General features: G+C 57.8%; 16 protein-coding genes. 5 read left to right on the top strand and 11 right to left on the bottom strand.

The genetic code is table 11. The annotated features are described in order from the left end of the window. Positions 1-6: 6 nt before the first annotated feature. Genes EP165_RS19695 through trbB form a run of 3 tightly spaced genes read right to left on the bottom strand, consistent with a single transcriptional unit; the run spans position 7 to position 1631 of the window. Positions 7-306, bottom strand: a complete 300-nt coding sequence (locus tag EP165_RS19695; protein ID WP_127524560.1) for a conjugal transfer protein TrbD — start codon at positions 304-306, stop codon at positions 7-9. Continuing rightward, a complete protein-coding gene (locus EP165_RS19690; protein ID WP_127524559.1) occupies positions 299-670 on the bottom strand; it encodes a TrbC/VirB2 family protein in 372 nt (123 codons plus the stop codon). The genes EP165_RS19695 and EP165_RS19690 overlap by 8 nt, the downstream gene beginning before the upstream one ends. Continuing rightward, a complete protein-coding gene (gene trbB, locus EP165_RS19685) occupies positions 660-1631 on the bottom strand; it encodes a P-type conjugative transfer ATPase TrbB (protein WP_127524558.1) in 972 nt (323 codons plus the stop codon). Before trbB ends, EP165_RS19690 begins: the two co-directional genes overlap by 11 nt. A gap of 518 nt (positions 1632-2149) precedes the next feature. Here trbB and repA point away from each other — a divergent pair. The 3 genes from repA (at position 2150) to repC (ending at position 6079) form a co-directional block, all read left to right on the top strand. Continuing rightward, positions 2150-3361, top strand: a complete 1212-nt coding sequence (gene repA, locus EP165_RS19680) for a plasmid partitioning protein RepA (RefSeq protein ID WP_127524575.1) — start codon at positions 2150-2152, stop codon at positions 3359-3361. Positions 3362-3566: 205 nt separating this feature from the next. After that, positions 3567-4571, top strand: coding sequence for a plasmid partitioning protein RepB (gene repB / locus EP165_RS19675; RefSeq protein WP_127524557.1), 1005 nt, complete (start codon positions 3567-3569; stop codon positions 4569-4571). A gap of 191 nt (positions 4572-4762) precedes the next feature. Beyond that, positions 4763-6079 carry a plasmid replication protein RepC gene (gene repC / locus EP165_RS19670; protein ID WP_127524556.1) on the top strand — a complete coding sequence of 439 codons (1317 nt, stop codon included), beginning with the start codon at positions 4763-4765 and terminating at the stop codon, positions 6077-6079. A gap of 43 nt (positions 6080-6122) precedes the next feature. On the opposite strand, the gene EP165_RS19665 is transcribed toward repC, so the two are convergent. Both EP165_RS19665 and EP165_RS19660 read right to left on the bottom strand, forming a co-directional pair. Further along, positions 6123-6332 carry a hypothetical protein gene (locus EP165_RS19665; RefSeq protein ID WP_127524555.1) on the bottom strand — a complete coding sequence of 70 codons (210 nt, stop codon included), beginning with the start codon at positions 6330-6332 and terminating at the stop codon, positions 6123-6125. Positions 6333-6417: 85 nt separating this feature from the next. Continuing rightward, complete coding sequence (locus tag EP165_RS19660; protein WP_501981695.1) at positions 6418-7380, bottom strand: recombinase family protein; 963 nt, start codon at positions 7378-7380, stop codon at positions 6418-6420. Positions 7381-7640: 260 nt separating this feature from the next. On the opposite strand from EP165_RS19660, the gene EP165_RS19655 reads away from it, so the two are divergent. After that, positions 7641-8747, top strand: a complete 1107-nt coding sequence (locus EP165_RS19655) for an RHE_PE00001 family protein (RefSeq protein ID WP_127524554.1) — start codon at positions 7641-7643, stop codon at positions 8745-8747. A 39-nt stretch (positions 8748-8786) separates the two neighbouring features. Here EP165_RS19655 and EP165_RS19650 read toward each other — a convergent pair whose 3' ends face one another. Next, positions 8787-9365, bottom strand: coding sequence for a poly-gamma-glutamate hydrolase family protein (locus EP165_RS19650; protein ID WP_164743107.1), 579 nt, complete (start codon positions 9363-9365; stop codon positions 8787-8789). A gap of 130 nt (positions 9366-9495) precedes the next feature. Further along, complete coding sequence (locus tag EP165_RS19645; protein ID WP_127524552.1) at positions 9496-10284, bottom strand: hypothetical protein; 789 nt, start codon at positions 10282-10284, stop codon at positions 9496-9498. 226 nt (positions 10285-10510) lie between these two features. On the opposite strand from EP165_RS19645, the gene EP165_RS19640 reads away from it, so the two are divergent. Beyond that, on the top strand, positions 10511-12106 hold the full coding sequence (locus tag EP165_RS19640) for a hypothetical protein (RefSeq protein WP_127524551.1): 1596 nt from the start codon (positions 10511-10513) through the stop codon (positions 12104-12106). 96 nt (positions 12107-12202) lie between these two features. Here the strand turns inward: EP165_RS19640 and EP165_RS19635 are convergent, their stop codons facing one another. The 4 genes from EP165_RS19635 to EP165_RS19620 form a co-directional block, all read right to left on the bottom strand. Further along, positions 12203-14869 (bottom strand): UvrD-helicase domain-containing protein, encoded by a 2667-nt coding sequence (locus EP165_RS19635; protein WP_245440262.1) that lies wholly within the window; start codon positions 14867-14869, stop codon positions 12203-12205. Positions 14870-15073: 204 nt separating this feature from the next. Further along, the gene (locus tag EP165_RS19630; RefSeq protein ID WP_127524549.1) at positions 15074-17719 is read right to left on the bottom strand and encodes an AAA family ATPase; all 2646 of its coding nucleotides are present in this window, start codon (positions 17717-17719) and stop codon (positions 15074-15076) included. 188 nt (positions 17720-17907) lie between these two features. Then, positions 17908-21390 (bottom strand): AAA family ATPase, encoded by a 3483-nt coding sequence (locus tag EP165_RS19625; protein ID WP_127524548.1) that lies wholly within the window; start codon positions 21388-21390, stop codon positions 17908-17910. Continuing rightward, the gene (locus EP165_RS19620) at positions 21390-22661 is read right to left on the bottom strand and encodes a metallophosphoesterase family protein (RefSeq protein WP_127524547.1); all 1272 of its coding nucleotides are present in this window, start codon (positions 22659-22661) and stop codon (positions 21390-21392) included. The genes EP165_RS19625 and EP165_RS19620 overlap by 1 nt, the downstream gene beginning before the upstream one ends. Between the last annotated feature and the right edge of the window lie 92 nt (positions 22662-22753).

Below are 22753 nucleotides of genomic sequence, written 5' to 3'. Positions count from 1 at the left end.
GGTCGGTCAGTACCTCCGGCAGGGGGACGATGTCGGACGATAGTTCGGCCGGTATCCGATGTGGCGCAAATAGACCTGCCGCATCATCGGGTCGGCCTTCGCCATGATGCGCAGCACGCCGACGACGCCGATCCAGATCGCGATGCCCAGCAGGACGGAAAACCAGGTGAGCACGACGAATATCAGGATGACCGTCGCCAGACCGGTCACGAGCACCAGTTCTCGGTCGGCGCCCATCAAATGGTTCGGCCGCGACAGCGCGCGATGGATCCGCGCGGTTGTGAGGGGAGCGACGGTTTCAGCCATCACTCCTCTCCCCCGCCGCACTCAGGTCCGCCTGACCAGGGAGATCAATCGAGGCGCCCGATGCGCCGAACAGGCCGACGATCTGCGTGGCGCCAAGCAGGACGCCGGCGACCAGCACGACGTACATCAGCCGCCGCGCGAAATCGTTGAGTTCGCCGCCGAAGATCAGCATGCCGCCGGCGACCGCCACGGCGGCAAGCGCGATGAAGCCTGCGACCGGACCGGTGATCGACTCCTGGATCGTCTGCAGCGGCCCTTCCCACGGGAGACTGCCGCCGGAACTGGCAAGCGCCGGCGTCGCGGCGACGCAGGCGGCGGCAATCAAGAGCCCCAAAGTCGCGGGGTGGCGGAAATTATGCGGCATGGCTGTCCTCATCGATCTGTGCGTGATGTTCGGTTTCGTAAGCCGCGCCGTCGAAGCTTTTGAGCCTCATCACATCGCGGACACGGCGACCTGTGGCGGTTCGTTCGATGGAAACGACGAGATCGACCGCTTCCGCGATGACCTCGCGCATTGGCTGTTGGCTCGCTTCTGCGGTGAGCTGCTCGAGGCGCCTGAGGGCGGAGTGCGCGTTGTTTGCGTGGATTGTCGTGATCCCGCCCGGGTGACCGGTGTTCCAGGCCTTCAGGAGCGTCAGCGCTGCACCGTCCCGAACCTCGCCCACAATGATCCGGTCCGGCCGAAGACGCATGGTGCTCTTGAGTAGCCGGCCCATGTCGACCGTGTCCGTCGTGTGCAGGCAAACCGCGTTCTCCGCGGCGCACTGGATCTCGGCGGTGTCTTCGAGAATGAGCAGACGGTGCGCCGGCGTCTCGCTGACGATCTCGGCGATCACCGCATTGGCCAGGGTCGTCTTGCCCGACCCTGTTCCACCCGAGACGACAATGTTCAGGCGATCGTGGACTGCGTGGCGGATCAGGCTGGCCTGCAGCTTGGTCATCACACCGCTGGACACATAGTCCGACAGCGGGATCAGGCGCGATGCGCGCCGGCGGATCGTAAAGCTCGGCGCACTGACGACCGGCGGCAGAAGGCCTTCGAAGCGATGGCCGTCGATCGGTAACTCGCCGGAGATGATCGGCTGTTCGTCGTCGACCTCAGTTTGCAGGGCATGGGCGACGCTGCCGATGATGATCTCGGCCGCGCCGGGCTTGAGCTCGCCGATGCTCTCGATCTCCTCCCCCAGCCGTTCCACGAAGAGCCGGCCGTCAGGATTGAGCATGACCTCGACAACGTCGACGTCCTCGAGCGCGGCGCAGATCGTCTCACCAAGCGCGTCGCGCAGCTTGCGGATCAGCCGTGACCGGGAGGATGACGCAGTCATAGCGTTCCTCCGCTCGGTGCAACCTGGGCACTACTGACTCGACCAAACATGGTTTGCATTACATCCGCCGCTGCCACTCAAAGGTGAGGTGCGGCTTTTGCCGCATGAGGCGGAGTCGGTCATCCCGGCAGTTCTGCCGGGGTCGTCCCCTGATTGTTGCTGGAACGGTTCTTGGCTGGGGCTTTGAGGCGACTCACTTTGCTGAGTCGGGTTCGGGTTTGGCCGATTTCTGCGGATTCCGGCTTGTCGAAGTCTGCCGATCGGAAGACTTATCAATGGGCCCCGGCAAATATGCCGGGGAAAGAATCTGGCGACGTTTTTGACCGCGCTGCGACAACAGCTTGAAATATAACACGAAAACGGCCCTCTTGGTTGCGACTTTCGGATTTGCAGCCGACTCGTGTTAAGGGCTCGTTAACCAAAATAATCTTGCTGGGCCACGCTTCCTGGGTATGATCACGGAAATTCGCCCGTTCTGCGAAATAACCGTGATTGAAGAGATTAGCGTGAACGCTCCGATGCAGATTAACAGATCAGACCTTCCTGATGTCGACGATGTAATCGGCGCTCACGCTGAACTCCTCGGCTCGCAGTTGCACAGCATCAGCGAAGCGCTCTTCCCTCCTGCAGCAAGCAAGGCGCTTCGAAAATTCACTTCAGGCGAAGCGGCGAAATTGATCGGTGTTTCGGATTCGACCCTGCGAAAAATGTCGTTGGCGGGTGAAGGCCCACAACCAGAGACAACGACAAACGGACGACGCTTATACTCGCTCTCCGACATAAACGAGATAAGGCGGATGTTCGCGCGAAGCGCCCGTGGGCGCGAGGCGATCGAGTTCGTTCCGCACAGGCGGGAGAACGAGCATCTCCAGGTGCTCGCTGTTACCAATTTTAAGGGCGGCTCAGGCAAGACTACCACCTCTGCGCACCTCGCACAGTATCTGGCGCTTCAGGGGTATCGCGTGCTCGCTGTTGATCTTGATCCTCAAGCGAGCCTGTCTGCGCTGTTGGGTGTTCTTCCCGAATTGAACGTCGGCCATAACGAGACGCTCTACGCGGCGATTCGATATGACGAAGACCGTCGGCCACTAGGTGATGTGATACGCAACACGTACTTCGACGGTCTCGATCTTGTCCCTGGCAATCTCGAGCTCATGGAGTTCGAACATACGACGCCGAAAGCCCTTGCAGACGGAAGTGCGTCCGACGGAGGAGCGATCTTCTTTGCGCGGATCGCAAGTGCCCTCGACGACGTCGCTGATGACTACGATGTCGTCGTAATCGATTGCCCTCCCCAGCTCGGGTTTCTGACGCTCAGCGGCTTATGTGCTGCTACGTCGATGATTGTCACGGTTCACCCGCAAATGCTGGACGTGTCGTCGATGAGCCAGTTCCTTCTGATGACCCGTGACTTGCTTGGGGTGGTTCGTGACGCTGGCGGACAGCTTAAGTTCGACTTCGTCCGATACCTGCTGACGCGCTACGAGCCGCAGGACGCTCCGCAAACCAAAGTGGTTGCGCTGCTCCGTAATCTTTTTGATGACCATGTTCTCACCAACCCAATGGTCAAGTCAGCCGCGATTTCCGACGCTGGTCTAACGAAACAGACGCTATACGAGATCGGGCCCGGCAACCTCACGAGAAGCACATACGATCGTGCAATGGAGTCCCTGAGCGCGGTGAATGGTGAGATCGAAGAGCTGATGCGCGCAGCATGGGGGCGATCATGACGAACGCTGGTGGCCTGTTTGAAGCGAGTGTGTTGGGAGCTCCCAACACGCGACGTTTCCTTCGACGTGAGCCAATTATCGTGGCTGTTGGGAGCTCGCAACAGATCCGCCGTGCAGACAGAGCAATTGTCCCAAAACAGTGTTGTTGGGAGCTCCCAACAAGCCCCCTGCCCCGAAGCGGATGGCCAAACTCGGGTGTGCAGTCATGAGCCGCAAAGACGCAATAAACTCCCTCTATCTCAAGAAGCCGGAGCCTGCTGGCGGCGAAAGTGAGAAGCCGTCGGAGCGCGTACGCACCGGCGCCATTTCGGCGATGGGAACTTCCCTGAAACAGATGACCGATGGCGCCAAGCTGGCGACCCGGCTGCAGGAGCAGCTCGAGAAAGGCGATGTCGTCGTTCAAATCGAACCCGATACGATCGAGCAGTCGCCTATAGCAGATCGCATCCCGACTGATGTTGATCCGGCCTTTGACGAGCTCGTGCAGTCCATATCCGACAATGGCCAGCAGGTCCCAATTCTCGTTCGGCCAAGTCCTGTGGGACAAGGGCGATTCCAGATCGCATATGGTCGCCGCAGGCTAAGAGCTGCGAAGATGCTCAACCGGCCGGTTCGGGCCATAATCCGAAAGCTCACGGACCAGGAACTGATCGTCGCACAAGGTCGTGAAAACCTTGATCGCGAAGATCTCTCATTCATTGAGAAGGCGTTCTTTGCCAAGAATCTGGAAGACTCCGGCTGCGACCGGTCGACAATTGTCTCGGCGTTGTGTTCCGACAAGGCTGACGTCAGCAGATACATAGCTGTTGCACGCCGCGTCCCGGAACACCTCGTAAAGCGCATCGGACCAGCGCCGAAGGCTGGTCGAGCGCGCTGGCTTAAACTGGCGGATGGGCTTGAGCACGCCGGCGATTCCTTCGAGGCAGACACGATCTTTAGCGATGACAGGCTTGCAGGCGCGAACAGCGACGCGAGGTTTCAGGCTGTTCTGCGCGCGGTTGAGCCCAAGAAGTCGGGTAAGAAAGCCGCAAGCTCGAACATCTGGAGAACACCGACCGGAAAGCGCGCGGCCAAGATAGAGGACCGCAACGGGCGAACGACGCTCACTTTCGAAGACAAGGTTGTTCCGGAGTTTGCGCGATACGTTTCCGCGCAGCTCGACGACCTTTATCGGCAATTTCAATCTAGCAGAGAGGAGGGCGGCGACTGAATCACGGCCGAAACCTTCGGCCATGGGAAAATTGGCAAAGAAAAAGGCCACCGAAATCGCTTCCGGAAGCCCCTTCTTTAGTCTCAGCAGCTAAAGAATCGCACTTCCGAGAATCACAGTCAAGGCTCTTTTGAGTCGTGAGCGCCTTTTCGGCGAGCAGTTTTCTATTGCCTAGCGATAGGTGAAAGAAAATGCAGACGCATATCACAACGACGCCCTTTGGGCGGCGGCCGATGACGCTTGGCCTGATGGCAAGCCAAGCCGCCGCGAAATCCATGCCGCAAGGCGCCAGGGTCGAAAAGTGGAAGACCTTCCACGCGATCCGGGATGCCAAGGAGCCGCTTGGCGCCACAGATCGTGCTTTGGCGATCCTCAACGCACTGCTGTCGTTCCATCCGGAAAACGAGCTGACCGCAGAAGGCGAACTGATCGTTTGGCCCTCCAACGAGCAACTGACGGCTCGGGCCAACGGTATGTCGCCGGCGACGCTTAGACGTCATCTGGCCTGCCTGGTCGACTGTGGGCTGATCATCCGCCGCGACAGTCCGAACGGCAAACGGTTCGCGCGCAAGGGCAGGGGCGGCCAGGTTGAACAGGCCTATGGCTTCGATCTCTCGCCGATCGTCGCTCGCGCCGAAGAGTTCGGGGAGCTCGCAGAGGCCGTCCAGGCCGAGAAACGCGCCTACAAGGCCGTCAGAGAGCGCCTGACCCTGCTGCGGCGGGATATCGTCAAGATGATTGACGCCGGCCTCGAGGAGGGCGTACCGGGCGATTGGGGCCTCATGACGCGAACCTATCAGGAAATCATGACCAGGCTTCCCCGCACGGCGCCACGCCAGGTTCTTGAGACCATCTGCGAGGATCTGGAGTTGCTGTGGGCGGAAGTGCATGACGCACTGGAATCATTCACGAAATCAGAGAATATGAGCGCCAATGAGTCTCATTCTGAGCGCCATATACAAAATTCAAACCCAGACTCCATATCTGAATCTGAAAAAGGCTCTCGAAAAGACAATGAAGCGAGCGGCACCGCCGAGGAAAACGACAACCTGCGGAGCTTGCCGAAGCGGGAATTGCCATTGGGTATTGTGCTGGATGCGTGCAAGGGCTGGCGCGATCTGGCCAAAGACGGGGAAATCCGAAACTGGCGGGACTTTTTGGCGGCTGCGGAGGTCGGCCGCGTGATGCTGGGGGTCAGTCCGAGCGCCTGGCGCGAGGCATGCGAGGTTCTCGGCGATAAGCACGCGACGATTACGCTCGCTGCGATCTATCAGCGGGCAGATCAGATCAACAGTCCCGGCGGCTATCTGCGCAGCCTGACCGACAAGGCGCGGGAAGGGAAATTCTCGGCCTGGCCAATGATCATGGCTCTGTTGAACGCCAAGCTCGAGGCGGACAAGGCCGCGGCCCAGGCGTCTTCTCAGGCCCAGCAAACGCCGGAGAGCCGGGAAAGGGGCTTCGAAGTATCTGATGCACTTCGTCAGTCAATGAAAAAGTGGAATTCATGACGCGGATCGGGGCAGGAGAGCGGGTTCTCGCCAGGCCCGTGCGTCAGTCGCTGTCGACGAGGCAGTCGAAGGCATCGAGCAGGGTGTCAACAATCGTCTGGCCGAGAGTATTGGCCGCGCCGGAGAGCTGCGCTTCGTCCCCGGATCGGGCGGCCGTGGCAAGCGCAGAACCTTGCTCAACGATGATCGTGTTGGCGCGCTCGATGGCCCATTGCGCGAACTCCTCGCGATTGTTGATGACCATCGTATCCATGAGTTTGCTCCCGGCTTTACGGTTTGTTTGCCATGCTTCGCCTACGGTCGAGGCGCGCCATTTGTACTGCGTTCGCGCCTGTCTATCACCCCGGCACTTCTGTCTCACCGGCGTCGATCAGGCCGCTGCGTTTCGCACGGTCGATCAGGTTCTTGACGGAAGAGGGCGCCCATTTGGTTCCGCCGCGCGGCGTGCGCTCATGCAATCGCTCGAGTTGGTTCGCGATTTCGCGTAGTGTGAGCTCCGGATTGGACGAATGGATGCCGGCAACTAGGGTCATCAGTCGATGTTCCGGCGGCCGCGGCGGCGATTTCCGCAAGAGCGATGCATCGGCCATGCCTTCCGAGACCATCCATTTGACCGCCCGCCGCAACCTTTCCGGCGTCCAGTCGAAACCGCGCTGTTTGAGAACCCGGGCAATGTCATCCCACGTATGATCCGGCCGCATCCGCTTCACAGTCGGAAGCCATTGCGAGGCGGTTGCCTGGAGCCGTTCACCAAAGGCAGCCTTCTGGGCCAGTGTCATCTTCGAGAGCATCTCAGGTCGCCGTTCGCGGATCCCCGGATTGCCAGGTAGGCGTCCCTTGGCTTTTGCCGCTGCAATCCCAGCCTTAGTCCGTTCGGAAATCAATGTCCGCTCGAGCTGAGCCACGGCGCCAAGCACCTGCAGCGAGAACATGCCCTGGGGCGTGCTGGTGTCGATCGGATCCCTCAGCGACCGGAAATGCGCGCCCTTTGCCGTTAAGTCCTCGATAACGTCAAGAAGATGGCTGACAGAACGCGCCAGGCGATCGAGGCGTACCACGACGAGCGTGTCGCCGGCGCCGATGGCCTGCACAAGCCTTGAAAGGGCGGGGCGGGCGCGAGAGGCGCCGGATCCATGTTCCTCGACGATTGTATCGCAGCCGGCCGACCTCAGCTCCATTTCTTGCGCCTGTGTTGCTTGCTCGTCTGTTGAGACGCGTGCATAGCCGATAAGCCGTCCCTGTGGTCGACGCGACGTCCGAATTTGCTTGCTAACGGCCATTTGCTGGGCCTGAGTGGTCATTGAGAGCCAGAATTACAAACATAGAAGATACGGATAACTGATCGTTTGTAAACGTCTCTTGATGGCCATTTTGATGGCCGGAAGCGCCGAAAACCCCAGAAAAGCGGCTCTCTCGTCGATCTGAGCGCCGATTGCCTGGTCTCTGTACAATCCTGAAGGCCACAGCGCTCATTATATATAGAAGGGCAAACGAATTACCGGTGTGACGGAAGCAAGAAGCATGTTAGCTTCCGTATAATAATTGAAACACCGTGTTATCAATGACTTATGAAATCGGAAGATTGAACCACGAGACCCTCCTGGGGCCGATTGCGGCCGCTGAGGACGCTCTTGCCCGGCTCGATGAGCGCGTCGCCCGATCAGAGGTCGGGCCAGGCTTTGCCGAGCGGGCGGATTTCTTCGAGTCCGTCTCCAGTATGTGGGTCGGCGGGGAGCTCGTCCATATTGAGGACCTGGTTCTCCACGACGCACAGATGGACATTCGGGCGCCGAGCCATGAACTCGTCATTGCGCACCGCATTGTACGGACCAGACGAAGGATCTCGCGGAACGAGCCCGGATGGGCGGTTTCGCGGTCAGGGATTATGGCGCTCGCTGGCGTCGCGCAAGAGACCTCCGTCGAAGCCGATCCCGTCGACAGGGGAGGGGAGGGGGTGGAGCTCGACTTGGTCGATCACGATGCGCTGTCGCCCGAGCTGGCCGAGATCGAAGAGGTCCTCGCCCGCACGAAATGGCTGGTCGATGACAATGAGCTCTCCGCGCGAAACAAGCAGGAGTCCGAGCTCAGCGTCGGGGAACTCCTCATCCGCGATCCGGATTGGGATGAAGGCGAGCGGATCGGTGAGTGGCTCGAGCTGGCCAAGAGGGTCGAACGGCTTCCGGCCACACTGGCTGCGGCTGTTCTCTGGGACGCATGGGAACATCTCGAACCCCTGCAGCGTCAACACTGGCTCGGGCAGGTGCTCGTTTCGGATTTCTTGCGGTCGCGCGGAAAGGTTCGATCTCATTTGCTGGCATATGCAGTCGGCCTGCGGGAGATGCCACGGGAGCGGAGGCGCGCGCGCGACCGAACGACCAGGCTGGTTGCCAATCTAGACGCAATGAGCGCGGCCGCCGCGGCCGGAATGAAGGATATCGACCGACTGACGCTCGCGAAACGGCAGCTTGAGCGGAAGGCATCAGGCCGGCGGACGACCAGTAGCCTTCCGGTCGCCGTTGATCTGCTGATGTCGCGGCCGATCGTGTCGGCGCACATGGTCGCGAAGGCTGCGAGGATTACGCCGCGAGGGGCTTTGAACCTGGTCAGCGAACTCGGAGTTCGAGAAATGACGGGGAGGGGGCGTTACCGTGCGTGGGGCGTACTCTAGCCGTAGGCGAAGCCGCGCGTGGAACTCGGAAGGCGGCTACTACAACGCTGACCGAACCGCATCGACAAACCTGTCATAAGTGGCAACGTCTTCCTTCATCATCTGACGAAGCCCAGCATGGATTTCGAGTTGCACACCAGCGCCCGTACTTCCGCGATTGCAGATATTCCCTGGCTCCATGCCGCCATATGCTCCGTCAGTGACGACTTCGCTCTCAAAGCCCGCGCTTTCCAGGGCCTGATGAACACGGTTTCGCAACGCTTCATCGCGTCCACCGATTTGCAGAGATCTCTTATCCCCCGCTAAGCCATGAACCGTAACTACCTTCTCGCAAGGCCCGATCAGCGTCAGTGCCCGCTCTTCGTCGAAGCGATGTGGGGTAATATGCAGGACCTTGTTCCCCCGTTTCTTAAGGCCTCGGAGCGCGTAATAATTGTGGTTGCTTCCTGCGATTGATTCCGCAAGCTCCGCAGTGAGAGGTTCAATTCCGCCGCCATGCGGCGCGACGATTGCCACTTTACTCTCAGCGACGGTGCGCGCCGTCACGCTAAAGTCCACGTCTTCTTGCTCATTCTGGCGGAGCGCTTCGAAGTCTTCGTATTCGTGTTCGCGCGACATCTTGTCTCCTCCCGAACGGGGTGACTTTCGATCCTGTCGGCAAAGGAATACCATTCAGAACGACAAAGGTCCGCCTTTGTCGATTTCCACGCCACGCATACTTGTTTGCGATCGGATCAGATCGTTCTCATCACCGATCCTCTTCCCGATCTCTTTGACGCAAGCGCTTCACGTATTCAGCGCTCGCAAGATCGTCCGGTCCAAGATCCAATGCACAATTGGCAAGTGAGGCATATGTTGCGTCAGAGAGTCTGAACTCGGTCGGCAGGTGCCGGTCATCGCGATTTTCATCGATGAATTGAAACAACACCCTGAAGAAATCAGCGCGAGACGGGCGGGAGGATGCTGTTCCGGCCGCAGTCAGCGACTGATGGGCATAAACGGTCGCCCTCGCGGCGTCGCTCCCCAATACGGAGACGAAATCCGAAATGGAAGGCCAGTATTTCAGGTCGAATTGGCTGCGAACGGCTTCAAGAGGTTCTTGCACAAAGGACGTGAAGCGGGGATTGTTCGTCGCGGCCTCACTAAGCACCTCCAGCACGTGATAGTGCGTCTCGCTGATGAAGCCAGAATGATCATGGAGCTTTGTGCGTTCTCGTAGCAGTTCGGCCAATTCCGTGGCTACCCCCGAGATCTTCTGGTTCACATCCTCCAGCTTGGCACGCATCCGTCGAGCCTCAACCATCTTGGCGGGGTTCCAAAATGCGGCTGTTCCGAGCAGTCCGTCAATAAACACCCGCAAGTAAAACTCGCTGTGGTTCGCCTTTGCCCAGAGCTCGTTGTACGCTTCTATCAGTTCGGTGTTTCGCGTCAGCAATCGCCTGCAGGCGGTCGTCTCGGAGGGAAGGATACCATTTTCGGTATTATAGCTTATGTGCTCTTCAAGTATCGTCTCCACTGCCTTTCTTCCGTCTTCCATTCTGCTTTTCTCCTTCTTTGATCTATTATCGAACCGTAGTCTGGAGCAGCCGACTCAGCGGGACCGGAAATAAGAATAGTTCATACGCTTTCGGGTACTTTGGGTGATACGGTCAGACGGGGCGACAAAGCGGCCACCAGCCCATTGTTTTGACGGCACCGGTGGCTGATCGCGGAGAACCTGGATGCTCTGCCCTGCAGAGACCAGTTGGTATGAGAGCGAGCAGATGAAGCTGAAACGACTTGAAAAGATGCGCAGCGGTGGAACGCGCACGAAAATGCAGCTCAGCATCCCGATTCCCAAGACACCCGACGGTCGGGTCTACCGATATTCGCCCAATGCTGACGCCCATCCCCGCCACTTCGTACTTGGTGATACCGTCGCAGGGTTCGCGGCAGACCCAGCCAAGGCGGAACGCATGAAATATACTCCCGGTACCGCCGGTACCGTCTGTCCCTACAGCGGTGTTAGAGCCGACGATGAGGAATTCATGCATCCGGACGATCGCAAGGCGGCCGTGAAGGTTGTTGAGCAAGCGGCATTGCAGGATATGCAGGATGCGTTTTCCGAAATGCTGGCCGGCGTCGCACGGCGCAGCAAATCGCTTACTTACAAACCAGCACCCAGAAAAAGCAAACCTCGGCCGCGATTTGGGCGTCGTGACCTGATGCGGCTATTGGTTTGCGATTGTTGCGGGCGGGACTACGGCGTCTTCGCAATTTCCCTGTTTTGCCCGGATTGTGGAGCCCCCAACTTGGCACTCCACTTTGCCCGAGAGGCTGAATTGGTCGGTCAGCAGGTCGATCTTGCGGAAGGATTGGGTGTCGAGCAGCAAGAGTTGGCCTATCGACTGCTCGGCAATGCCCACGAAGATGTGCTTACCGCCTTCGAGGCCTCCCTCAAGGTGGTATACCTCCATCTGGCGCAGAATCGTGGTCCAGGATCAGCGCCCGTCAAACAGGTTGGAAACGATTTTCAGAACATCGAAAAGGGGCGCAGACGTTTCGATGAGTTCTCGTTCGACCCGTTCGCAGAGCTCGACGCAAAGGAGCTTGCGGCATTATCTTTGAACATTCAGAAGCGGCATTTGATCGGACATAATCTTGGCGTCGTAGACGCCAAATTCGCCCAACACGCGAAGGAAGCCAAGCTGGGCGAGACTGTCGAGTTGGTGGCAGCCGACATACGGACCTTCGGCACCCTGTGCCAGAAAGTCGTCCGCCGTATCGATGACATGTTGGCGCAGGCGCCGCTCCCACCTCCGGCGGATCAGGACGAAGAGAACTATGCGCAATCACCGGAAGACACCATTGGCGACTTGAGCCCTGAGGGCACGGCTATAGGGAAATGGATCTGCGAAACATCTATCGACGGGTTGCCCGGACCACTGGACGAAGAGGCCTTGATCTCTTCCTTCCCAGACCTGTCGACGGATCAGATTTCAGAGGCTTTGGCGGACCTTGCGGAGGATGACTACCTGGACCTTTCCCACGCAATCTCAGCACGATTGCCACGGGTACGAGTCTGTGAGGATTTGTTCCTGACCTTCGATACGTATTGCATGGAAACCAATCCCGTCGCCGACGCACTCCAGCTCATTCCGCTTGTGCTGTCCAAGGAAACGGTGGACGTCCCTGCTTTGCATGTTGAGAGCGGGTTATCGCTGCGTCGGTTCAATCCCGCGATCGGACTCATCATCTCCGAGATCGGCGAAGGGCGTGTCTCTGGTGCATGGGTTGACGGATATCCGACACCCTACTTCTTCATCGTTGACTCCGACCGTGTCGCAATCAAGCGCCTGGCTCGAAGGCTCAGTGCATGAGGGGAATGCCGGGCGCATTTTCTGGTCCGCCTCGCGGCGTAGATACTGGGTCGCCGAATTTATCGGCGCGTTTGTCTTGATCGCGCAAGCGATGCGTTAGGTTCGCCTTTGCTCCGTATGACCGCAATCAGGATACTGATTGCATCCAAGGAACCGTTGGTTGTTTCGGCCTTGCCGCTCTACAAGCTGGCCAACACGACAGGCAGGACATTGACGTACCGGATCACCATCGATCGTCTCAAAACGCAAATTGTCGCCAGCGATCTCTGAGAGCTCCCGGATATATCGAGACGGCTCCCGGCTATTCGTCAGTAAGTACACCCCGCGGCTCGCGCGTGTCAGCGCGACATAGAAGAGGCGCCGTTCCTCGGCATACTCGTAGGCTTCGGGATGGGGCAGTACCAGATTGAGCAATTCATCGTCGTCGATCCGGCTCGGCACCCCGTACTCGCCTTCACTAATGCCGATGAGAATGGTGTAGTCGGCTTCGAGCCCCTTTGCTCGATGGAACGACAGCCCGAAAACTTCAATGTATTTGAACTCGGGTTTTGCTCTCTTGAGCGGATCAAGCAGGTTGTAGCGCCATAGCACCATCACCTTTAGCTTTTGATGCTCAGCGCTCTGCCATTGGTCCGAGATGCTGCCAAGGAAACGATCGAGGCGTGTCAGTAGCCGACCGCAGGCGTCAGAGAAATCCGGTTTGGTTCCTTTTCCTTCAACCGGAATGACGCGGATCGATCGCGAAATCGCCGGCCTTTTCGATCGGACTGATTTCTTGAGCTGCGCTGGATTGCGCTGCACAAAGCTAGCTGCCGTTTCGGCGATCAACTGATTGCAGCGATAGGTCTGTTCAAGACGGCCCTGCCAACTCGTTCCGAAATTCGCCTCGAACTGGGTGAATATCGTGAGGTCGGAGCCGGCAAAGCGATAAATAGACTGCCAGTCGTCGCCAACAGCGAAGAGCTTGGTGAAGGGCTTTTGGTGCTTCAAGGCCTTAATCAGCCTTGCACTCGGTTCCGAGATGTCCTGGAACTCGTCGGCGAGGATAAGGGAATAGGGACTTCGGTATCGTCCGGTTTCAACGAGGCGCGTTGCATTGGCGATCATCGAATCGAAGTCGATACGGTCCGTTTCCTGTAACCTTCGCGAATAGGCTTCGGTGAGTTTCCAGACCGTGCGAGCAAATTCCTCAGCGCGGTTGTGATCATGGAGGGATTTGGCCCGCTCGAGCAACATGTCCAGGTTCAGATGGCTGGCGCGGATGTGTTTGATGCAAACGGCGATCAGCTTGTGATAGTGTTTGATTACCACGGGTTCGAGAGATTGAACGATCGCTGAGTAGCTCTTTCGCTTGAATGCTATGTTCCGTTTTGTCAACTCGCCTTCAAGTGTCGAAACCAATAGTCCCTCACTTGCCTGGGCGGAGGTGGTCTGGAACACATCCAGCCCCGCCTTTTCATATGCGGTTAGCTTGCTTTCTGCATGGGCGACGTAGTCGGCAAAAGGCGATGAGCCGTCGGCGTTGATCGCCAGATGTTCATGGATTGACTTGGTGGCGGGGTAATAGAAATCAGGATGCACGTGCCGGATTGTGCCGTCTTCCTCCTCGATCTCGATTTGGCGCTCATATTCAAACTCGACAGAATGCAGCCAAAGCCAGTTTGCGATGGTTTGCTCCTGCAGCGACTTCACATAATTGCCGGCCATTGTGCCAATTGTCGCGCGTCCCTTCTGCCGGCGTACTGACAGATAGCGCTCGTGGTCCGCTTTCGTGTCGAAAAACTCGGCCGGGATGTCCGCCTTCGGATGAAGGACAAGGAGGTTAACCCACAGCCTGGCGAATTCAGGGTCGGAACCCAGCAATTCTTCGACGATATGCTCGATCACCTTCGCCTCGCCGGCAGGGTGTTCAACCCATTCGGCGAGTTGCGGCGGCCGACCTTCCACTTCTTCTATAATGCTGCGTCCAAGGGCATGAAAGGTCGTTATCCGGCATTCCAGGTCAGCTACTTCGACGCCGAGTTGGCGGGAAATTCTCTCTTTCAATTCCTCCGCCGCGCTCTTGTTGAAGGCGAGAACCAGGATTTCTTCGGGCCGATGGAGCTGCTTTTCGAGAACATAGGCCACTTTTCCGACCATGGTCGCGGACTTTCCAGATCCGGCTGAGGCGACAAGCAGGTTGTTGTCTTCGAGGCGGATGCAGGCCTCCCGCTGCTGGCCTGACAGTGAACGGCTGTCGAGATCGTCGAAGAACGAACGATATCTGGTGAGTTCGGCGGCAACGAATTCATCGTTATACTGTCGACGAACAGCGGGATCTATGAGGAAGCTGAACGACGGCGGCAGTGTGGCCTTCAATCGAGAGGGTATCGTCTCCGGATCGAAAAGTGGGTGGGACAATGCAGCTGCAGCGTTGCCCGGGACACCTGCAATCGCCTGCGCAAGATCCGCGTGGGCCAGATACTGGCCCTGACGTTCCGTGATGGCCTGAAGCTGGATGTCGACCTCATTCAGCCGGTCGGCCTCAGAGACGATCAAGCCGAAAAGGTGGGTATTGACGAAGCTGTAGAGATCAGCAGCGAGTCGGGTTGCGTCCGGTTCTCCAAGACAGGCAAGATTGTAGACTCGGTGGTTGGATCGGATTTCGACGCTGTGCCACAGGAGTGCTTTGCTGACTGATATGGCGACCACATCGAGGCATGGCAGATCGATACTGTCGCCTGCAATCAATCGTACCATCGTTGGTTTGGAAGGGTTGAGCACCAGCTTCCATCGTCCGGACGGTAGAAACCGCGCGAAAGAACCAGGTCGATATGTTCGTGTGCTGCCAGACATTCTGAAATAGGTGCCATATCGATGACAGATCGTCACGCCAACGGGTGTCCGCCATGACGTGCCGATGGTCTGCCAGGGTGTTGCCCTTGCATCGAGGGCGTGCCGCCGTTGGGCAGAAGGCCTGATGTAAGGCTACTTCTTCGGTTTCATTTGAGGTCTCGCCGCTTCAGCAGCTTGGCTCTCTGCCTTCAGGTCGCTGATAAGGGTTTCAAGCTCAGCGATGTGCTCCATGAATTCTGGCGGTGTCGGTACTGGTACGGTGTCGGCAGCAGGGTTGTCATGACTGTGCGTGTTTGCTCGTGTCATTCCTTCGTGAAATCGTACTGCTAACTCGTCGGAAAGCCGCACATAGCGAAGCAATTGGGTTTGGACCACGTCCACTCCGCGCTGGACAATGTTGTAAAAGATGACTTCCTCGACGACCCTCTCGTATGTATCGCGCAGTCTGCCGTAGAGGTTCTTCACGAAGAATTCGTAATCAGCAGGGCTGGACGTGTGTAGCTTCGGCAACTTCGCGGCGTCGTCCTTGATCCTTCCAATGCGTTTTTTGACGTTCAGTCCTTTCCACACCATTCCTGCTGGGTCGACTTTACCGGCAGCAGACTTGTCGCTGAAAAGGGCAACGGTTTCCGCCTCGATGCCAACCTCATCGGCTGCACGGCAAAGCTCATTAAAGAACGTGATGTCGTGAGTGAATACGATTACCTGTCGAAGCGAAGCTTCCTGTGCAAGCCGAGCTGCAACCTTGGCACTTCGGTCGCGATCAAGCGACGAAACTGGGTCGTCAATTACGACGGGACCGGAGCCGTCTGTGAGAGCAACCTCGGTCAAGAATCCGGCAAGAGCCAACGCTCGTTGCTCGCCTTCACTAAGAATCTCGGATGTCACCTTGGTGAGTTTAGTCTGTGGGTCGACTTGAAACTCCGCCTTTGTCTGGTTGCTTTTTCGAGCAAGTCCTACCTTCAAATGCATGATGTCGAAGGTTTCGCGTTCTCCATCAAAATGCGAGGTGACCGCCTTCGTCAGATGGGAATCGACGAGTTCATTTGCGCGCTGCGTAATTCCTCTCGTTTGGAGGTCGGATAACGCCTTCTCAAACGCCGCATCCATCACCAGGAGATTGCGTCGTGTGGTCAGTTTTTCCCTGTTCGCCGCGATTATCTTCCTGTCCTCAAGTTCGTCTTTCTCGGCACTGAGATTCTCTCGTTCTTCTGAATTTGCCGCCTGGGTCAAAGCTGTTTGCTCGGCTTTGACTTCGTTTTCGAACGCACTGATACCCTCGAGAGGTATGACTAGATCGGGCAAGCCATCAACTTGCTGGCCATTAAGGAGTGCAAGCTTGGCATCCCGTCGCTTCAAGGCTGCAGTCCGAAGCGCTGACAGGCTGTCGGCCAGTTGATCACTGCGTTTGCGAACCTGCTCAACGCGATCGGAAAAGTCCTCCGCTCCAAGGCAAGCGAGCTGCATCAAGTTCTCAACAGCCGCAGTGACAGAAACTTCCAGTTTTTCGGCTGTCGCATCGAGCGTGTCATCCATGTACTTTTGAAACCGCTGCAGCCGAGCACGGCCGTCTTCGGCGAGCGGTTGCTGGCACAATACGCACGCAGCGGGTTCATCACCGTTCCCAAGGACCGGAAATTCGCTTTCCGGATAGGCTTCGCTCAAAGAGTAGTTGCGGGCGGCCGCCCAGAGCACCCGCCAGGTCTCACCACCTACCCCCGGAAGCGGCTCATCTGTGAAAAGCGCATCCGCTGCCACTTTCGCCGCCTGGCGCGCAGCATCCGCTTCTTCCCTGAGCCTCTTCGATGTTTCGAGGGCAGCGTCACCGAACTCAGCATTGATTTTGGCGCATTCGGCCTGAAGAGCACTCGTCCAGTTCACCAAAGCGTTCACATCAGCAGCTGCCGACGAACCTGCGGAGAGCGCTGCCGTCAGGTCTCCGAGACGCTTTTCATCCTCTGCAGTAAACGTCGTTGCAGCTACAATTTGATCATCGGTGGTGCTCTTGTTGACCGACCGCTCGAATAATTGCGATTTTGTGTCTCGCTGCGAGGGAAACGATACCGATGACAGACCAACTTTGTCGCCAATAACCTTCGCACGCTCCCCGTCGAGCTTTTCCTTCAGTTCCATGCAGACGGTGTTGAGTTGGTGGGGAAGGGCCAAGCCAAAAGGGAGGTAGCGGATCTGGTTTCCACCGTCGACGTAAAGCTCTGCGGAAGCCGTGTCGAAAACGGCAACCTGGGTAAGCTCCGGCAGTGCGGTGGCACCTGACGTCCATTGAACTGGCGTTTCTCCAGATCCAGCATCGATTAGAATCTCGGCGGTCTGTGGTCCCGATGAGCCGCCGTATACGTCTGATAAGACTTTCAGTTTGGCAACATTTTCCACCCGGGTTCGGCACGCAGTGCGCAGGATTCGGACAAATCCGCTTTTGCCGCTTCCATTGCGCCCGTAGATGACCGTCAGGGAGTTGGGCCCGAAATTGACTGACGCCTTTGGGGTCAAGCGGTTGACGTTTTCAACATTTGCTATCCCCTTTAGGACAATATTCCGTCTTTTTTCTTCGCCGCTGAAATGGGGCTTAGCAAACGGAACGGGAGTTGGGGCCGGAGCGGTAAGCTCAAATCCGGCAGCGGATTTGAGCATGGCCATCAGGTCGTCGAAGTCGGCCTGCGTGAGCTTATTGGTCGTCGCCAACCGCCTGAGAGCGTCGCGCTTCCATGGCGAGAGCTTTGTCGACCATTCCTCGATATCGTCGATCGGTGCATTCGGCATTGTGGCCCCTAACCAGCAATTGTGAACATGTGCCTCATTGAAACCGACAACCGTGTTGCCTGCCATACGTCCGATTATCACAGAAGATGATTTGGTCTAAGATCAACTACAATGTGTGGAATGGCCCTTGTCGCCCAGCAACCGGTTATCAGACCCGCTGCAAATACGGATTCTTGGCCGTTGTTATGCTATGAAATCTCATGAATTCTTGCATTTGGCACGACTTGCACTGCAATCTCGCACAGGTGCCGGTGATGGGTGAGATATATCACCTGGCCCACCTGAGCCATTTGTCCGAGCAGCCGAAAGACTTCCTCCGATCGCGGTTCGTCGAACGTTTCCATAATATCATCAGCGATAAACGGTACAGAAGGCCTTGCTGCCGCGAACTCCTCGTATCCGGCCAATCGAAGCGCCAGATAAAGCTGAAACTGTGTGCCCTTTGACATTTCGACCGCGAGTTTGGACCCGCCTTGCCGCGACAGTCCGATCAACGCCTCACGATCCTTGTCCGGCCGTGTGGCAAGTCCGGAGTATTCATCACGCGTAATCAACCGGAAGGCTTCGGATGCCCGGTTCATCATCGCACTACGGTGCTTCTCCCGATATGCGCGGATACCATATTCAGCGACCAGGCTTCCGGTCTTCAGGCGTAGGTATCGCAGCGCCAGATCCTCGATTTCGAGAAGTAAGGTCCGGCGGCTCGCTTCGAGGCGGGCGACAGCGTCATCGCCTCCGATAGCGTTCAATGCGTCGGTTGCGCGAGCCCTGTCAGCGAAGAGATCCTTCGCGCGTCCGTCGAGGTCGGCGAGGCGCGTATCGAGTTCAGCTTGTTCTGCCTGCAGTTCGCCGAGATTGATATCGCGGAGGTCGGATACCGCCTCTTCGATAAATTGCCTCTGCGTCTCCCCGAGAATCTGCCGCTCGAGTTTGCCGAGTTCCGTGATCAACTCGTCCCTTTTCTTGCAGCGCTCCAACGCCTGTCGGACATCGGCGAGCTCGTTGACCTGGAAGAATTCACACATCTCCCCCTTGCGCGAGTCATGAACTGCGATCTCTCCATCCAGATGCTCATGCTCGAGTTCGAGATCGACAAGGGCCTGGTTTCGTTCCTGTCGTTTCGCGTCTGTCTGCCTGGCTTCTTCGTGCCGTCGGACTAATGCCTTGGCTGCGGCGAGCGGATTGTTGCCATCGTACGCTTCTCCGAGTGCCATATGCAGCCGCTCGACTGTATCAGCGAAGGCTGCCTGATCGGATTCCATCGACGCGATGCGATGACTCAGGTCTTCCTGCTCGCGCAACGCCTCGGGGAGACCGGTCATCGCGTCGAGGAGTTCTCGTATCGCGCCGACACTGCCTTGACGATCGGAAAACCAGGTGTTGGAGAGGATGCTCCCCCAAGCACGCTGCCACTCTTCGAATGCGGCTACGGCTTCGTCCAATGCCGCTTTTCGCCGAGACGCTGCGGCTTGAAACTCCGCGAGGCGTTTGTCTGCTTCGACGCGTCTGGTTCGGGTGGTAGCGTGTTCCGTGAGAATGTTGTCAGCTGCCTGCATCAATGCAGCCAAATCCAGTCCCTCGACATCGATCCCAATGGTCATCAAGGATTCAGAGAGAAAATCCTTTTCCGTTGTTATCGCTAACTTCGATTCGTCAATATCGCTCAGAGATCGACGGAGGTCATCATGTGCAACCAGTGCCGAGGTGCGGGCCTCAGCCCAGCTGCTGACTGATGTTAGCCAGGCATGCGTGGGTTTGTCCGCAGCCAGTTCGATCTCGGTTGGCGTCTCGGACCGGATTTCGCGGCGCAAGGCTTCCAGTTCACTGTCGGTCTCTTGCAGCAATTGATCTTGCTGCTCGAGGTGTGCCTTTGCGACCGACAACGCCGCCGACAGGGACCGCAACTCCTCGAGCTCTTTGAGACCGTTTAGTCGTATATCGAGGATCGCATCGGCCGATCGCATTTCCCTTTCGAAACGATCGGCCGTTTCTCGATCCAAGCTGGACAAGTGGTGTGCCCACGCTTCGTCACGTTGAACTAGGGCAGATTTCGCCTCCTCGTCATCCTTAATGCTAGATGTTTCGCGCAGGGAAGAGATCCTGGCGGTGTCCTCATTGCACTTAGTTGAGAGCTCCCGCTTCCGCTCGCCGATCTGTGCGCGTCTCTTCTCGATCCCGTCAAAAATCAGTTTCCATGCGGCCAGTTGATCGGGTTCGGGCGGCGAGATCTTGCGTAGTTCCGTCCCCTCGCCAGTCCAGGGATGGAGGTTGTGGATAGCATCTTCAAAGGCGCGTCTCTTCTCGGGAAGGGCTCGCTCCGCAAGGCGAAGTTCGGCAGCCAGGTTTCCGTCGCGCAGGCGTTTCAGTACGGATTGAAGCTGTGCGATCTTGCCCGCGTCGACCGCGACGCCTTGTCCGTCAAGCGCCTGGCGAGCGCGCTGCTCATCTTCCAGAGCCTGCCGGGCGGACGCTTCTTCCTTTTCGGCTGATTGGTGCGCGACATCGATGCCGGTTTTTTGGGTGATCAGATCACGAAGCGCTCCGATCGTGGAGGCTGGAACAAGAAGTGTCTTGGGGTCGTCGACATTGGATTGTCCCAAGGTCACGAGAATAAGATCGATCTTGCGGGTGCATTCAGCCAGCGCGTCGTTCCTTTTCGGCAGATCGTCTGCAGCCGTCGTGTAGCGTGCGGCGGCGTCTCCAAGCCGATCGAGATCATCTGCCACCTCGAGCAGACGGTCCTCGACGATCAACCCCGCGAGTTCGTCACGAAGCTTCTGCTCACGCTGTTTGAGGCCGATAGTCTGTGTTTGAAGCCGCGTCTCCTCGACGATGAGCTCGGGAAGAGCGGTCGCCCATTCCTCCGGAGGGTTTGGCATGTCCTTGTATTCCGACAGCTTCTCCTGCCCCTGAAGGTATTCGGTCGCCAAAGGGTAGGCGCGCAGAGTACGGATTATCTCCTCATGACGCACCTTGGCCGTCGCGATCTCCTTCATGGCGGCGTCATAGGCAGTCTGGGCTTGCTCAAGCGCTGCCGTCAGCGCCTTGTAAGAGGAGGCCTGCACATCGATTTCGTCGCGCTTTGATTTCAGCTCCGCGATCTGTCGCTTCAGACCTGCAATTGCGGTCGAACTCGCGCGCTTCCGAAAAATGCCGTCGGCTTCGGCCGCGGCGGTTTCGAGAATGGAATTGACGCCAGCCAGGCCAGCACTTGCCGAGAATAGCAGTTCGCCCAGATCGCCCTTGCTCTCAAGGATCGCGTTGCCTCCATCCTCGAGTGTCTGGTCGTCGAGCGAAAACATCATGTGATAGGCGTCACGTGTCAGACCGGCGAGCGGGACGTTCAGCACCGCCTCGTTGACCGGCTGCCCGTTTGCATCCAGGAGGGAATTGCTGCGCTGCTTGACGCGCCTGAACTCGTGGGCCGATCCTTCGAACTCCAGACAGGCGCCGATCTCCATGGCTTTGCCTTGATGAAGAAAGCTGTAGCGCGTGCGTTCCTCGATGCCGAACAGGAGATCGAGATAGGCGGAAAGCGCCGTCGATTTGCCGGCTTCGTTCAGGCCGTAGACGATATGCAAATCCGGTGTGTCGCTTTCATGCTCCCCGAAGTCGATCGAATAATCCGTGAACTTGCCGTAGCGGGTAAGATCGAGCCGGCGCAGGCGCATCAGTCGACCTCCGGAGCGTTGGCTTTGAGCCGAGCCAGCATGTCCTCGCTTCCTTCGGACAGCAACTGATCGACCAGCGCCTTGAACTCGTCTTCGTTGTTGCCGCTGAAACCGCGCGCTTCCGGCGGCAGGTCATCGCGCAGTTCCTTGACGAGGTCCTGCACGATTTGTCGAACGCCATGCTGTTGAATGATGTCGTCTCGCATCAACTCGCCGAGTTCCAGGACTGGATCGGCGGTCGCGCTTCCAACCGGTTTGCTGACCGGCGCTGTTGTCTCCAAATCGATCTTTTCGATCCAGGTGTTTCCTAAGGTCTCTGCGCGCTGCTCGGTTTCAGCCAGCAGCAAATCGTGATCGCGTCGCAGCCGCCACGACAACGGGGTCGCACCTGTCAATCGAAGACGAGCCACAAGGTGCTGAGATCGTGTTTGTTCGCGTGCTCCAGAAATCTCTGCCTCAATCAGATCGGCTGCCTCTCGCCAGGTCTCCGCCGAGGACATGTTGACCGTCACGCGTTCGAACTGGGCGGTGCTTGTCGTGCGTTCTTCGATCCTGAGGCTTTGATCGTCATTGACCGTAACGAGGGTGACTGTCTTTTTCCCGGCTTCATTGATGTCCCGTCCCTGAGGCATTCCTGGCATGACCACTACGCGATCGCCGGCGTATTCGGTCCGGACATGGACGTGTCCAAGTGCCCAATAATCGAATCCCCAGCCCTGGAGGTCGGCTAGCTTGCAAGGCGCGTAAGGATCGTGCCCAGGAGCGCCCGCCAAGCTAGTATGCATGATCCCGATATTGACAGCATCCGGAGTAGGGCGGTGATACTTCTCAAGAAGGCTTTCCGGAGCCTGAGGCTTGGCGAAACTCAGGCCGTGAATGGAAAGTGCGAGCCCGTCTTTGGTGATGTCGACGCAATGAGCGCGCCCGCCGAAAACGGTCACCGATGGCGGCAGGATCAGTTCCTGCGTGATGCGCGAAAGGGCGTCGTGATTCCCTCGGATGATGAAGGTCGCAATGCCGGCTTCGTTGAGCCGCTGCAACTGGCTGGCCAGAAACCGGGCAGTCTTCATCGATGTCTGGTCGCCGTCATAGAGATCGCCGGCGATAATCAGCGCATCGACCTGTTCATCGATACACAGGTCGACGATCGTCACTAAGGCCTGCCTTGTAGCGTCACCTATCAGCTCGGCGAGGTTACCATTGCGGAGTGCAAGCGAACGTAGCGGGGAATCGAGATGAAGGTCAGCGGTATGGATGAATCGGAATGCCATAGGTGCATTGTCCATTACCTGAGCGATGAAAGTAAAACGCAATTATGCAATTCACGGCGAATCGGTCAGTGCTTAGCGGTCGAGGCGAGTCC

Source organism: Mesorhizobium sp. Z1-4 (assembly GCF_004000235.1).
GTDB lineage: Bacteria > Pseudomonadota > Alphaproteobacteria > Rhizobiales > Rhizobiaceae > RCIO01.
Note: the sequence above shows the minus strand (reverse complement) of the source record. Positions and strands in the feature narration are given on the sequence as shown.